The following is a 13,981-nucleotide window of genomic DNA, read 5'->3' on the forward strand; positions in this document are numbered from 1 at the left end:
GTGGTTTTAGAGGGCTGAGTCATGTCGAGAGTCTGTCAAGTTACTGGTAAGGGTCCAGTAACCGGGAACAACATTTCCCACGCAAACAACAAAACCCGTCGTCGTTTCCTGCCGAACCTGCAGCACCACCGTTTCTGGGTTGAATCCGAGAAGCGTTTCGTGCGTCTGCGCGTATCTGCCAAAGGCATGCGCGTTATTGACAAGCGTGGTATCGACGTAGTGCTGGCCGAGCTGCGCGCTCGCGGCGAAAAGTTCTAAGGAGAACGTCATGCGTGAATTGATCCGTCTGGTTTCGAGTGCTGGCACTGGCCACTTCTACACCACCGACAAGAACAAGCGCACCACTCCGGACAAAATCGAGATCAAGAAATACGATCCGGTTGTTCGCAAGCACGTGGTGTACAAGGAAGCCAAGATCAAGTAATTGATCGGCGACCTGAAAAAACCCGCCTCCGAAAGGATGCGGGTTTTTTTATGCCTGTTCGGGCCTCAGATCATTTCTGCTCGAACATCACATAGATCTTGCGGCAAGGCTCCAGCACCTCCCAGGTGCCCTTGAAGCCGGCCGGGATGACAAACCGGTCACCGGCGCGAAGGGTCTTGGCTCCGCCGTCCTGGTCACGCAGCACCGAAACGCCCTGGACGATCTCGCAGTACTCATGCTCCGTGTAGTTCACCGTCCACTGCCCGACCTCGCCTTCCCACACGCCCGCGGCAAACTGCCCGCACGGGCTGGAATAATGATTGTAGACCGCCTGGTCTGGCTCGCCCTTGAGGATTTTTTCCGCCGCCGGGCGGTAGCGTTCGGCCTCGGTAATGACCTGCGCGAAGTCGATTATGCTGTCGATACTCATGGTTCGGCTCCTGTTGTTGTTTAATAAAATGCACATGAGTAGGCTTTTGAGCCTTTCGTGTCAAATATATTGATAGTTTACACCGGCTGGTTTAGGGTGTCGGTAGCCAAAATGCCCTCGACGCTGGGGCAGAATTCTGACAACGCCTGTGAGTCCTCAGTGCGGCGTTGCACCTAAACAAGAGGAGGAGTTTCGTATGACCACCCTGACTCGTGCGGACTGGGAACAACGTGCCCAGCAACTGAAGATCGAAGGCCGTGCCTTCATCAACGGCGAATACACCGATGCCGCATCTGGTGAAACCTTCGAGTGCCTGAGCCCGGTCGACGGACGCTTCCTGGCCAAGGTTGCCAGCTGCGATCTGGCCGATGCCAACCGCGCTGTGGAAAACGCCCGTGCCACCTTCAACTCCGGCGTGTGGTCGCAGCTGGCCCCGGCCAAGCGCAAGGCCAAGCTGATCCGCTTCGCCGACCTGCTGCGCAAGAACGTCGAAGAGCTGGCGCTGCTGGAAACCCTGGACATGGGCAAGCCGATCGGCGACTCCTCCAGCATCGACGTACCTGGCGCGGCCAATGCCATCCACTGGACTGCCGAAGCCATCGACAAGGTCTACGACGAAGTCGCCCCGACCCCGCATGACCAGCTCGGCCTGGTCACCCGCGAAGCGGTGGGTGTGGTCGGTGCCATCGTACCGTGGAACTTCCCGCTGCTGATGGCCTGCTGGAAGCTCGGCCCGGCCTTGGCCACCGGTAACTCGGTAGTGCTCAAGCCGTCCGAAAAGTCGCCGCTGACGGCCATTCGCATCGCCCAGCTGGCCATCGAAGCCGGTATCCCGGCTGGCGTGCTGAACGTGCTGCCAGGCTACGGCCACACCGTGGGTAAGGCCCTGGCCCTGCACATGGACGTCGACACCCTGGTATTCACCGGTTCGACCAAGATCGCCAAGCAGCTGATGGTTTACGCGGGCGAATCGAACATGAAGCGCATCTGGCTGGAAGCCGGCGGCAAGAGCCCGAACATCGTCTTCGCTGACGCTCCGGACCTGCAAGCTGCCGCCGAAGCTGCCGCCAGCGCCATCGCCTTCAACCAGGGCGAAGTGTGCACCGCCGGCTCGCGCCTGCTGGTCGAGCGTTCGATCAAGGACAAGTTCCTGCCGATGGTGGTCGAGGCCCTGAAAGGCTGGAAGCCAGGCAACCCGCTGGACCCACAGACCACCGTCGGTGCCCTGGTCGACACCCAGCAGATGAACACCGTGCTGTCGTACATCGAGGCTGGCCACAAGGACGGCGCCAAGCTGCTGGCTGGCGGCAAGCGCACCCTGGAAGAAACCGGTGGCACTTATGTCGAGCCGACCATCTTCGACGGCGTGACCAACGCCATGAAGATCGCCCAGGAAGAAATCTTCGGCCCGGTGCTGTCGGTGATCGCCTTCGATACCGCCGAAGAAGCCGTCGCCATTGCCAACGACACGCCGTATGGCCTGGCCGCTGGCATCTGGACTTCGGACATCTCCAAGGCCCACAAGACCGCCCGCGCCGTGCGCGCTGGCAGCGTCTGGGTCAACCAGTACGACGGCGGCGACATGACCGCGCCGTTCGGTGGCTTCAAGCAGTCGGGCAACGGCCGTGACAAGTCGCTGCATGCGCTGGAGAAGTACACCGAGCTGAAGGCGACCTGGATCAAGTTGTAATCCCGTGGGGCCGCTTCGCGGCCCATTCGCGGCACAAGGCCGCTCCTACAGGGGTATGCGTTTCCCTGTAGGAGCGGCCTTGTGCCGCGAATGGGCTGCAAAGCAGCCCCAAGAACTCAAGAGGTCAAGGATGCGTTGGGGTACCTACTTCGCCGTACTGGCATCGGTGCTAAGCGTCGGGCTGGCACTCGGCGTGAGCATGCCGCTGGTATCCCTGCGCCTGGAGGCCCGGGGCTACGGCAGCTTCGCCATCGGTGTGATGGCCGCGATGCCGGCGCTGGGCGTGCTGGTAGGTGCCAGCCTGGCCAGCCGCCTGGCCGGCTGGGTCGGTGTGCCCTCAGCCATGCGCCTGTGCCTGTGGGGCGGGGCGCTGTCGATTGGCCTGGTCGCACTGCTGCCCAGTTACCCGCTGTGGCTGCTGCTGCGGTTGCTGATCGGTATGTCGCTGACCGTGGTGTTCATACTGGGTGAAAGCTGGATCAATCAGCTGGTAGTCGAGCAATGGCGTGGCCGCCTGGTGGCGCTGTACGGCAGCAGCTATGCCCTAAGCCAGCTGGCCGGGCCGCTGGTGCTGGGCTTTCTTGGCTCGGATGACGACTTCGGCTTCTGGGCCGCTACCGGCCTGCTGCTGGTGGCGCCGCTGATTCTCCTGGGCCGTGGCGGGGCACCCAGCACAGAGGCCTGCAGCGTCACCTTCGGCGACCTGTTCGCCTTCTGCCGGCGCTTGCCGGTGATCGCCTGGGCCATTGCCCTGTTTGCCTCGTTCGAGGCGATGATCCTGACCTTGTTGCCGGTGTATTGCCTGCAACAGGGCTTCAGCACCGAAATCGCCCTTTTCATGGTCAGTACCGTGGTGGTGGGCGACGCGGTGCTGCAGCTGCCCATCGGTGCGCTGGCCGATCATATGTCGCGGCGCGCCCTGTTCACCGGTTGTGCGGTGACCCTGCTGGTGTCCAGCCTGGCGATTCCGTTGCTGCTGCATTCACCGGCGATCTGGCCGCTGTGGGTGCTGTTCGGGGCCAGTGCAGGGGGCTTGTTCACCTTGTCGCTGGTGCTGATTGGTGAGCGCTACCGGGATGATGCGCTGGTGCGGGCCAACGCCCATGTGGCGCAGCTGTGGGGTATTGGCTGCCTGCTCGGGCCGCTGCTGGCCGGGGCCGGCAGCCAGTGGATCAGCGGGCATGCGTTGCCGTTGCTGATGGCTGCGGGGGCTGCGGGGTTGGTGGTGTTGACCCGGCGGCGCGGGGCGTTTGAGCCGGCTTCTGCCTGATGGATTTTGGGGCCGCTTTGCGGCCCATCGCGACGCAAGGCCGCTCCTACAGGAGATACGCGATCCCATGTAGGAGCGGCCTTGCGTCGCGATGGGCTGCAAAGCAGCCCCAAAATCGCCGCTACAACATCTTCTCCAGGCCAACCGCCTTGCTGATCCAGGCATTGAACCGCCGCCAAATCCCGCCCGGCTCGGACGTGAGCATGCGTCGCCTGCCATTTTCCTCGGTCACCCACACCATCTGGTTACCCACCAGCGTCGGCTGGTAGCTCAAGGCCGGGGCCATGCCCTGTACCGCCAGCGCGCGGGTGTACTCGGCCAGCTCCGGGCTGTCCACCAGCACCCCGACCTCGGTATTCCACAACACCGAACGTGGGTCGAAGTTGAACGAGCCGATGAAGGTCTTGCGCCGGTCGAACACGATCGCCTTGCTGTGCAGGCTCGAGTCGGAGCTGCCATGGAAGCTCAAGCTGTGTCTGGCGCTGGGGTCACCGGGTTGGCGGCGCAGTTCGTACAGCTGCACGCCATGCTCCAGCAGCGCCCGCCGATACGGCGCATAGCCGCCATGCACTGCCGGCACGTCGGTGGCTTCCAGCGAGTTGGTCAGCAGTTTGACCGAGATACCCGCGTCTGCGCTGTGGGTAAGGTACAGCAGGCCGGACTCGCCTGGCACGAAGTACGCCGATACCAGGATCAGCTCGCGTTGCACCTTGCTCAAGTCAGGAGCCAGTTGCTGGGTCAGCAGTAGTTGCGGGTCCGGTTCGTCATCGGCCAGCACCTTGCTCGGCGCATCCCACAGCGCCTGGGCATGGGCCCAGATCAGTTCGTTGCGCCACACATCCAGGCGCGGCTGCGACTGGTAGGCCATCAAGCGGTCATACAGGGCTTTGCGCTGGGTCCTGGCTTCGGCGAGTGAAATTTCCAGGCGGTGGCGGCTGGCGCGCAGGTCGCTGGCGTCCGGGTCGCGCCAGAGAAAGTCGGTAATCGGCCGGCTCAGGGCGCTGTTCCAGTATTGGTCGAAACTGTGGCCGAGCTGTTCGGCCACCGGGCCGACACCCAGCAAGTCGATGTCGGTGAAGTTGAGGTTGGGTTCGGCATCGAAATACTCATCGCCCAGGTTGCGCCCGCCGACGATGGCCATGCTGTTGTCCACCAGGAACAGTTTGTTGTGCATGCGCCGATGCTGGCGCGACAGGTTGAACAGGCGGCCCACCGCGCGCGTCACGCCGGTGCTGCGGCCCAGGTGTAGCGGGTTGAACACCCGTATCTGGATGTTCGGGTGGGCATCGAGGGTGCCCATGATGACGTCCAAGCCATCGCTGGTGGTGTCGTCGAGCAGGATGCGCACACGCACGCCACGGTCGGCGGCGCGCAGCAGTTCATGAACCAGTGCACGAGTGCTGAGGCCATCGTGGACGATGTAGTACTGCAGGTCGATGCTCGCCTGGGCGTTGCGGATCAGTTCGGCACGGGCGCGGAACGCCTCGTTGCTGTTGGGCAGCAGGCGAAAGCCCGAGCGGCCGTCGTACGGCGCGGCCTGGCGCAGTACCGAGCGGCCGAAGGCCGAGTCGTTGGCGGGTAACGCCTGGCTGGTTTCGCGGGGCGTGCCGACGCTGGCACAGCCGGCAAGACCAAGCAGTAGCACCAGCAGCAGAGGCAGGGCTCGCTGGAGTCTCAAGGGTGGATCGTCCTGTGCAGCAAAGGCTTAAATGGTTGGACCGTGGCGGGCGGCGCAAAGTTACGCGCCGGCGCTTTCTTCTTCCAGTAGACGAAGGGCGGTTTCACCAACCCTGCGCACGGCAGCTTCGATCTGCTGCGTGGGCCGTGCGGCGAAGTTCATGCGCAGGCAGTGGCGGAACTTGCCCGAGGCCGAGAAAATACTGCCCACGGCAACCTGCACGTCCTGCTCCAGTAAAGCCCGGTTCAGGCGCAGCGTATCGAAATGTTCGGGTAATTCCACCCACAGCATGAAGCCACCTTGCGGTCGACTGACCCGGGTGCCCGCCGGGAAGTAGCGGGTCACCCAGTCGCTCATCAGGTCGCGGCCACGCTGGTACTGGCTGCGCATGCGCCGTACGTGGGGCTGGTAGTGCCCGCCGGCGATGAAGTCGGCAATGGCCAACTGTGGCTGGCTGGCCGTGCTTCCGGTGCTGATGTATTTCATGTGCAGCACCCGCTCCAGGTAACGACCGGGTGCCACCCAGCCTATCCGCAGACCGGGGGCGAGGGTCTTGGAGAATGAACTGCAAAGCAGCACGCGGCCGTCGTCGTCAAACGACTTGAGGGTGCGTGGGCGCGGGTAGGTGTAGGCCAGGTCGCCATATACATCATCTTCGAGGATCGCCACGTCGTAGCGCTGTGCCAGGCTCAGCAGGGCCTTCTTGCGGGCCTCGGGCATGATGTAGCCGAGCGGGTTGTTGCAGCTGGGGGTGATCTGGATGAGCTTGATCGGCCACTGCTCCAAGGCCAGCTCCAGCGCCTCCAGGCTGATGCCGGTGACCGGGTCGGTGGGGATCTCCAGGGCTTTCATGCCCAGGCCCTTGAGGGTCTGCATGGCGCCGTGGAAGCTGGGCGAGTCGACCGCGACGATATCGCCCGGCTCGCACACCGCGCGAATGCTGCATGACAGCGCCTCATGGCAGCCGGTGGTTATCACCAGGTCGGCCGGGCCTAGGCGGCAGCCGGAGTCGAGCGTCAGCCGGGCCACCTGTTCGCGCAGGGCCAGGTTGCCGTGGATGTTGTCGTAGTACAGGCCGGGCATGTCCTGCCGCCGGCTCAGCTGGGCGAGGCTGCGCAGCAGTGGCTTGAGGGTGGGGCTGTCGATGTCGGGCATGCCGCGGCCGAGCTGGATCACGCCTTGGCGTGGGGTGCTGCGCACCAGTTCCAGCACCTGCTCCCATTGCGAGATGTCCACCGGGCGCTGGGCCGGGCGGCTGACGGCGGGCAGGGCTGGCAGGTGGCGGTGGTCGTTGACGAAGTAGCCGGACTTGGGCCGGGCGAGACCATGCCGCTGTCTTCCAGCATGCGGTAGGCCTGCTGCACGGTGCTCAGGCTGACCCCGTGCTCCACACTCAGGGCGCGCACTGACGGCAGGCGCTGGCCGGGGCGGTAGAGGCCCTGTTCGATACGGGCACCGAGCAGTTCGGCGAGGTTCAGGTAAAGGGTCACGGCATACTCCTGCGCTGTAATAGCGTGGCGACCGGTACAGTTGCGCTGAAAATACAGCATTCAGTCGGTCTGCGGCCAATTCTGTATGGGAATAATAAGGCTGTATTGGATCTGTATTGCCGGTGCTGTCGACGCGCATGCTTTCTCCACAGTATCAACTGAACGAGAGGATGCGGTGATGGGTGGCATGAGCGATGTGCGCTTGCAACTGTTGGCCAAGGAACTGGAAGCCGGGCAGCAAGCCAAGGTGTTCAACGCGCCGGAAGGGTTGGGGCGTTGGGGGCTGATGCTGCATCGCTGGCACACCCGCAGGGCGCTGCTGCAGTTGACTGATGACGAGTTGCGCGATATCGGGCTGAGCTGGGAGCAGGCCCGGGCCGAAGGGCGTAAGCCCTTCTGGAAAGACTGACCATACAGATGTTGCGCGGTCGATGTAGGAGCGGCCTTGTGTCGCGATAGGGCCGCAGAGCGGCCCCAGCGATATTTGCGGCGAAGCTGAAAACCTGGGGGCGCTACGCACCCCTTTCGCGACACAAGGCCGCTCCTACAGGGACCGCGCAGCTTTCAGATCAGCTCTTTCAGGCGATGCCACAGCATCCCCAACGCCAGCAGCGGCGAGCGCAGGTGCTTGCCGCCGGGGAAGGTGATGTGCGGCACCTTGGCAAACAGGTCGAACCGCCCGCTTTCCTGGCCGCTGATGGCTTCGCCGAGCAGGCGCGCAGCCAAGTGGGTGGCGTTGAGCCCATGGCCGGAGTAGGCCTGGGCGTAATACACGTTCGGCTGGCTGGCCAGGCGGCCAACCTGTGGCAGGCGGTTGGCGCCGATGCCGATCATGCCACCCCACTGGTAGTCGATGCGCACGTCGGCCAGTTGCGGGAAAACCTTGAGCATCTTTGGCCGCATGTAGGCGGCGATGTCCTTCGGGTCGCGGCCTGAATAGTGGCAGGCACCGCCGAACAACAGGCGCTGGTCGGCGGACAGGCGGTAATAGTCCAGTGCCACGCGCTGGTCACACACCGCCATGTTCTGCGGCAGCAGCGAACGGGCACGTTCCTCGCCCAGCGGCTCGGTGGCGATGATGTAGCTGCCGGCTGGCAGCACCTTGCCGCCCAGTTCGCGGTTGAGGTCGTTGTGGTAGGCGTTGCAGCACAGCACCAGAGTCTTGGCGCGTACCCGGCCTTGGGCGGTGTGTACCTGTACTTCCGGGCCGTAGTCGATGCGTGTGACCTCGGACTGCTCGAACAGCTTCACACCCAGGCGGCTGGCCACGGCAGCCTCACCCAGGGCCAGGTTGAGCGGGTGCAGGTGCCCGGAACCCATGTCGACCAGCCCGCCGACATAACAGTCGGCACCGACCACGCTGTGGATATCGTCCTTGCCGACCAGGCGCAGTTCATGTGCGTAGCCGAGGGTGCGCAGTTCTTCAGCATCCTCCGCAAAGCCCAGCAGTTCGGCGGGTTTGTTGGCCAGGTCGCAGTAGCCCCAAGTCAGGTCGCAGGCGATGGCATGCTTTTCGATCCGCTCGCGGACGATCTGCACGGCTTCCAGGCCCATCAGTTTCAGGCTGCGCACGCCTTCCTCGCCGATGACCGGGAGGAATTGCTCCAGGCCGTGGCCGACGCCACGGATCAGTTGCCCACCATTGCGCCCGCTGGCGCCCCAACCGAGCTTGCGCGCCTCCAGCAGGATGACCGAAAAGCCGCGCTCGGCCAGTTCGATGGCGGTGTTCAGGCCCGAGTAGCCGCCGCCAACGATACACACGTCGGCGCTGTGCTCGCCTTGCAGGAAGGAGTGGTCGGGGTGTGGCGCGCTGCTGGCGGCGTAGTAGGAGGCGGCGTGCTGCGCGCTGTGGATCATTGGGCAGGTCCTGAGGCTGGTGGGCTGAGGGGGAGGAGGATAAGCCGGGGCTTCGGGGAGGGGCAACCGGCCTCATCGCCGGCAAGCCAGCTCCCACAGGGTCCGCGTGGCACTTGAGACCGACGGTGTACCTGTGGGAGCCGGCTTGCCGGCGATTGGCCTTATAATTCAACCTCAGTTCTCAGACTTGTACCCAGCCATGTCCTGCAACCGCCACAAGATCCACTTCCTGCGCGAACTCATCCCTTCCTTCGAGTGCGAGCCCGGCTGCCACGATTGCTGCGGCCCGGTCACCACTTCGGCGGAAGAAATGGCCCGCCTGCCGCGCAAGTCCCAGGCCGAGCAGGACGCCGCCCTGGAGCGCCTGGACTGTGTGCACCTGGGCCCCAACGGCTGCACGGTGTATGAAGAGCGCCCGATGATCTGCCGCCTGTTCGGCACCACCCCGCGCCTGGCCTGCCCGCGTGGCCGTGGCCCTGAACAGATGATCGAGCCCGCTGCCGAGCAGCTGGTCCACCAGTTCATTGCCACCACCCGCCAGGTGCTTGTCTGACTTCAGTCCGGGATCGGCAGGCAAAGGCTCTCTTTCACCTCTTCCATCACGATGTAGCTCTTCGATTCGCGCACGTGCGGCAGCTTCAGCAGGATGTCGCCGAGCAGCTTGCGGTAAGAGGCCATCTCGGAAATACGCGCCTTCACCAGGTAGTCGAAGTCGCCTGAAACCAGGTGGCATTCCAGCACGTGGGGCAGTTTCAGCACCGCGCGGCGGAACTCCTCGAAGGTGTCGCCCGATTTGTAGTCCAGGCTGATTTCCACGAACACCAGCAGGCTGCCCTTGAGGTGCTGCGGGTTCAGGCGGGCGTTGTAGCCCATGATGATGCCCTCGCGCTCCAGGCGGCGGACCCGCTCGGTGCAAGGGGTGGTGGAAAGCCCAACTTTCTCGCCCAGTTCGGTGAAGGAAATACGCCCGTCATTCTGCAGGATACGCAGGATGTTACGGTCGATCTTGTCCAGTTCACGCTTGCTCTGGTGCTGGGTTCTCATAGGGGATGCCCCTCCGTGAAAGGCGACTTTGCCGAGAATTCTCGCCAATAATAGGCTTTTATATAGTGAATTGCACTGCCTTCAAATTCCTATACTGCGCGCATTCATGCCATTTCAATAAAAGTCTGCGGCGCGCCGCGTGCGAGGGATAAAACGATGCGAGTTCTGGTACTTGGTAGCGGTGTGATCGGAACCGCCAGTGCCTACTATCTGGCCCGGCAAGGTTTCGAAGTAACGGTGGTCGATCGCCAGCCGGCGGTGGCCATGGAAACCAGCTTTGCCAACGCCGGCCAGATCTCGCCCGGCTATGCCTCGCCCTGGGCCGCCCCAGGCGTGCCGCTGAAGGCCATCAAATGGCTGCTGGAGCGCCACGCGCCCCTGGCCATCAAGCTCACCGGCGACGTCGACCAGTACCTGTGGATGGCACAGATGCTGCGCAACTGCACCGCCAGCCGTTACGCGGTGAACAAGGAGCGCATGGTGCGCCTGTCCGAGTACAGCCGTGACTGCCTCGACGAACTGCGCGCCGAAACCGGCATCGCCTACGAAAACCGCAGCCTGGGCACCACCCAGCTGTTCCGTACCCAGGCCCAGGTGGATGCCGCGGCCAAGGACATTGCCGTTCTGGAGCAGTCCGGCGTACCTTACGAGCTGCTTGACCGCGACGGCATTGCTCGCGTCGAACCGGCCCTGGCTGGCGTCAAGGACATCCTGGCCGGCGCCCTGCGCCTGCCAAACGACCAGACTGGCGACTGCCAGCTGTTCACCACCAAGCTTGCCGAAATGGCCGTGAAGCTGGGCGTGGAGTTCCGCTTCGGCCAGGACATCCAGCGCCTGGACTTCGCGGGTGACCGCATCAATGGCGTGTGGATCGACGGCAAGCTGGAAACCGCCGACCGCTACGTGCTGGCGCTGGGCAGCTACTCGCCGCAGATGCTCAAGCCGCTGGGCATCAAGGCCCCGGTATACCCGCTGAAGGGCTACTCGCTGACCGTGCCGATCACCAACGCCGACATGGCCCCGACCTCGACCATTCTCGACGAGACCTACAAGGTCGCCATTACCCGTTTCGACAACCGTATCCGCGTCGGCGGCATGGCTGAGATCGCCGGTTTTGACCTGTCGTTGAACCCGCGTCGGCGCGAAACGCTGGAGATGATCGTCAACGACCTTTATCCTCGCGGCGGTGATCTGAGCCAGGCCAGCTTCTGGACCGGCCTGCGCCCGGCGACCCCGGACGGCACGCCGATCGTTGGTGCCACGGCGTTCCGCAACCTGTTCCTGAACACCGGTCACGGTACTTTGGGCTGGACCATGGCGTGCGGTTCCGGTCGCCTGCTGGCCGACCTGATTGCGCGCAAGAAGCCGCAGATCAGTGCCGAAGGCCTGGACATTTCCCGTTATGGCAACAGCCCGGAAGTGGCCAAGCACGGGCAGACTGCGCCGGCTCACCAGCAGTAAGTTCGCCTGTACCGGCCTCTTCGCGGGCTCGCCCGCTCCCACAGGAAAACCACAGATATTGAAAACTGTGCAGTACCTGTGGGAGCGGGCGAGCCCGCGAAGAACCCAACACCGTTTTCAACCTGTGAACCACCATAAGGCAGCCGCCATGCGTCCCGCCCGCGCCCTGATCGACCTCCAGGCCCTGCGCCACAACTACCGTCTGGCCCGTGAACTGACCGGTGCCAAAGCCCTCGCCGTGATCAAGGCCGACGCCTACGGCCACGGCGCCGTGCGCTGTGCCCTGGCCCTGGAGGCCGAAGCCGACGGCTTTGCCGTGGCCTGCATCGAAGAAGCGCTGGAACTGCGCGCCGCCGGTATCAAGGCCCCGGTGCTGCTGCTGGAAGGTTTCTTCGAAGCCAGCGAACTGGCCCTGATCGCCGAGCACGACCTATGGTGCGTTGTGCACTCGCTGTGGCAACTGGAAGCGATCGAAAAGACCCAGCTGCACAAGCCGCTCAGCGTCTGGCTCAAGCTCGACAGCGGCATGCACCGCGTCGGCCTGCACCCCAAGGACTACCACGAGGCCTACCAGCGCCTGCTGGCCAGCGGCAAGGTCGCGCGCATCGTGCTGATGAGCCACTTCGCTCGCGCCGACGAACTGGATGCCGACGCTACCGCCCAACAGATCGCCGTGTTCGAGGCCGCCCGCCAGGGCCTGGCCGCCGAGTGCAGCCTGCGCAACTCCCCCGGTGTGCTGGGCTGGCCGCAGGCCCCCAGCGACTGGGTGCGCCCGGGCCTGATGCTGTACGGTGCCACACCGTTCGAAGTGGCCCAGGCCGAGGCCGAGCGCCTGCAACCGGTGATGACCCTGCAATCGCGGGTGATCAGCGTGCGCGAACTGCCTGCCGGCGAGCCGGTGGGCTATGGCGCCAAGTTCGTCAGCCCACGGCCAACCCGCGTTGGTGTGGTTGCCATGGGCTATGCCGATGGCTACCCGCGCCAGGCGCCCAACGGTACCCCAGTGCTGGTCGCCGGCAAGCGCACCCAACTGATCGGCCGGGTGTCGATGGACATGCTCAGCATCGACCTGACCGACGTGCCGGAAGCCACCGTCGGCAGCCCGGTCGAACTATGGGGCAAGCATGTGCTGGCCAGTGAGGTGGCTGCGCACGCGGGTACCATTCCGTACCAGATTTTCTGCAACCTGAAGCGAGTACCGCGGGACTACATCGGCGAATGACACGCTGAAGCGGACAGGTTGAAGGGCGGTGTGTTGTAAATACTGAACGGCATTGCCATGATATCGTTCACATCCACCCCCCTTTCCACCGTTTCAGGAGGCTCCAGCTTTGGACGTCGGCGAACGACTGCAAGCCATCCGCAAGCTCAAGGGCCTGTCCCAGCGTGAACTCGCCAAGCGTGCCGGCGTGACCAACAGCACCATCTCGATGATCGAGAAGAACAGCGTGAGCCCGTCGATCAGCTCGCTGCGCAAGGTGCTGAGCGGCATTCCCATGTCCATGGTCGAGTTCTTTTCGGTCGAACTGGAACCTGAAAGCCCCACGCAGATCGTCTACAAGGCCCATGAGCTGATCGATATCTCCGACGGTGCGGTGACCATGAAGCTGGTCGGCAAGTCGCACCCCAACCGTGCCATCGCCTTTCTCACCGAGGTGTACCCACCGGGTGCCGACACGGGCGCCGAAATGCTTACCCATGACGGTGAAGAAACCGGCATCCTGCTCGAAGGCCGCCTGGAGCTGGTGGTCGGCAACGAGATCTTCATCCTTGAAGAGGGCGACAGCTACTACTTCGAAAGCACCCGCCCGCACCGCTTTCGCAACCCGTTCGACCGGCCGGCGCGGCTGATCAGTGCGGCGACGCCTTCAAACTTTTGATCCAGCGCAGTGCATTGATTCGGCAATACCCCTTTCCCGTGTGGGGTCGTTTCACGGCCTCTGGGTTCCCGCTATACTTTTCAACGCTCGCCGATCCGTGGCCGCGAGCGTGATTAGCCACCATGAGGGTGTTCGCGTGAACCAAATCAAGAAGATGCTGGCCGTACCAGCAGCCGTATTCGCCCTCTGGGCAATGAGCGCAACCGCTGCGACCAATGATGACATCGCCAAGCGCCTGGAGCCGGTTGGCCAGGTGTGCGTCCAGGGCCAGGAGTGCAAGGGCATGGAAGTGGCCGCCGCCGCAGGTGGCGGTGGTGCCAAGACGCCGGACGAGATCATCGCCAAGCACTGCAATGCCTGCCATGGCTCCGGCCTGCTCGGCGCACCGAAAATTGGCGATACCGCGGCGTGGAAGGAACGCGCCGACCACCAGGGCGGCCTGGACGGCATCCTGGCCAAGGCCATTACCGGCATCAACGCCATGCCACCGAAAGGCACCTGCGCAGACTGCTCGGATGACGACCTGAAAGGGGCGATCAAGAAGATGTCCGGGCTGTGAGAAACAGCTGAATTGCATGAAGCCCGCCGTTGATGGCGGGCTTTGTTTTTGTGGCGCCTTTACCGGCCCTTTCGCGGCTAAAGCCGCTCCCACAGGTACAGTGCAGGCTTCAAGGATTGTGGGGTCCCTATGGGAACTCACAGGTGCAGCACAGGACTCAAGGGCAGTGAGGTCTCTGTAGGAGCGGCTTTAGCCGCG

At 63.7% G+C, this 13,981-nt stretch carries 14 protein-coding genes and 1 pseudogene; 10 read left to right on the forward strand and 5 right to left on the reverse strand.

From position 1 onward, the window contains the following. Positions 1–21 precede the first annotated feature (21 nt). Together rpmB and rpmG are read left to right on the forward strand one after the other, a co-directional pair. On the forward strand, positions 22–258 hold the full coding sequence (gene rpmB, locus GYA95_RS24105; protein ID WP_003258972.1) for a 50S ribosomal protein L28: 237 nt from the start codon (positions 22–24) through the stop codon (positions 256–258). 10 nt (positions 259–268) lie between these two features. Further along, a complete protein-coding gene (rpmG, locus tag GYA95_RS24110; RefSeq protein ID WP_003253507.1) occupies positions 269–424 on the forward strand; it encodes a 50S ribosomal protein L33 in 156 nt (51 codons plus the stop codon). 70 nt (positions 425–494) lie between these two features. On the opposite strand, the gene GYA95_RS24115 is transcribed toward rpmG, so the two are convergent. Next, complete coding sequence (locus GYA95_RS24115) at positions 495–854, reverse strand: cupin domain-containing protein (protein ID WP_003258971.1); 360 nt, start codon at positions 852–854, stop codon at positions 495–497. A 196-nt stretch (positions 855–1,050) separates the two neighbouring features. Here GYA95_RS24115 and GYA95_RS24120 point away from each other — a divergent pair, with 196 nt between their 5' ends. Together GYA95_RS24120 and GYA95_RS24125 are read left to right on the forward strand one after the other, a co-directional pair. After that, a complete protein-coding gene (locus GYA95_RS24120; RefSeq protein WP_013974786.1) occupies positions 1,051–2,544 on the forward strand; it encodes an aldehyde dehydrogenase in 1,494 nt (497 codons plus the stop codon). A 130-nt stretch (positions 2,545–2,674) separates the two neighbouring features. After that, on the forward strand, positions 2,675–3,814 hold the full coding sequence (locus tag GYA95_RS24125) for an MFS transporter (RefSeq protein WP_161551512.1): 1,140 nt from the start codon (positions 2,675–2,677) through the stop codon (positions 3,812–3,814). Positions 3,815–3,935: 121 nt separating this feature from the next. Here GYA95_RS24125 and GYA95_RS24130 read toward each other — a convergent pair whose 3' ends face one another. Together GYA95_RS24130 and GYA95_RS24135 are read right to left on the reverse strand one after the other, a co-directional pair. Beyond that, entirely contained in the window at positions 3,936–5,492 is a 1,557-nt protein-coding gene (locus GYA95_RS24130; protein WP_015272325.1) for a phospholipase D family protein, read from the reverse strand. A 60-nt stretch (positions 5,493–5,552) separates the two neighbouring features. Then, positions 5,553–6,982 (reverse strand): annotated as a pseudogene (locus tag GYA95_RS24135) (aminotransferase-like domain-containing protein). A gap of 178 nt (positions 6,983–7,160) precedes the next feature. On the opposite strand from GYA95_RS24135, the gene GYA95_RS24140 reads away from it, so the two are divergent. Further along, complete coding sequence (locus tag GYA95_RS24140; protein WP_015272324.1) at positions 7,161–7,391, forward strand: DUF1127 domain-containing protein; 231 nt, start codon at positions 7,161–7,163, stop codon at positions 7,389–7,391. A 155-nt stretch (positions 7,392–7,546) separates the two neighbouring features. Here GYA95_RS24140 and GYA95_RS24145 read toward each other — a convergent pair whose 3' ends face one another. Next, entirely contained in the window at positions 7,547–8,839 is a 1,293-nt protein-coding gene (locus GYA95_RS24145; RefSeq protein WP_015272323.1) for an NAD(P)/FAD-dependent oxidoreductase, read from the reverse strand. A gap of 199 nt (positions 8,840–9,038) precedes the next feature. On the opposite strand from GYA95_RS24145, the gene GYA95_RS24150 reads away from it, so the two are divergent. Then, positions 9,039–9,392 carry a YkgJ family cysteine cluster protein gene (locus GYA95_RS24150; protein ID WP_013974780.1) on the forward strand — a complete coding sequence of 118 codons (354 nt, stop codon included), beginning with the start codon at positions 9,039–9,041 and terminating at the stop codon, positions 9,390–9,392. Between the two features lie 2 nt (positions 9,393–9,394). On the opposite strand, the gene dadR is transcribed toward GYA95_RS24150, so the two are convergent. After that, a complete protein-coding gene (dadR, locus tag GYA95_RS24155; protein WP_003258963.1) occupies positions 9,395–9,883 on the reverse strand; it encodes a transcriptional regulator DadR in 489 nt (162 codons plus the stop codon). Between the two features lie 156 nt (positions 9,884–10,039). On the opposite strand from dadR, the gene dadA reads away from it, so the two are divergent. The 4 genes from dadA (at position 10,040) to GYA95_RS24175 (ending at position 13,783) form a co-directional block, all read left to right on the forward strand. Then, positions 10,040–11,344, forward strand: coding sequence for a D-amino acid dehydrogenase (gene dadA / locus GYA95_RS24160; protein WP_013974779.1), 1,305 nt, complete (start codon positions 10,040–10,042; stop codon positions 11,342–11,344). A gap of 148 nt (positions 11,345–11,492) precedes the next feature. Then, positions 11,493–12,566 carry an alanine racemase gene (gene alr, locus GYA95_RS24165; RefSeq protein WP_015272322.1) on the forward strand — a complete coding sequence of 358 codons (1,074 nt, stop codon included), beginning with the start codon at positions 11,493–11,495 and terminating at the stop codon, positions 12,564–12,566. 109 nt (positions 12,567–12,675) lie between these two features. Next, positions 12,676–13,224 carry a cupin domain-containing protein gene (locus tag GYA95_RS24170; protein ID WP_013974777.1) on the forward strand — a complete coding sequence of 183 codons (549 nt, stop codon included), beginning with the start codon at positions 12,676–12,678 and terminating at the stop codon, positions 13,222–13,224. A 154-nt stretch (positions 13,225–13,378) separates the two neighbouring features. Next, positions 13,379–13,783, forward strand: coding sequence for a c-type cytochrome (locus tag GYA95_RS24175; protein WP_038408395.1), 405 nt, complete (start codon positions 13,379–13,381; stop codon positions 13,781–13,783). The last annotated feature ends 198 nt before the right edge of the window (positions 13,784–13,981 follow it).

The organism is Pseudomonas asiatica, from assembly GCF_009932335.1.
Taxonomy (GTDB): Bacteria; Pseudomonadota; Gammaproteobacteria; order Pseudomonadales; family Pseudomonadaceae; genus Aquipseudomonas; species Aquipseudomonas asiatica.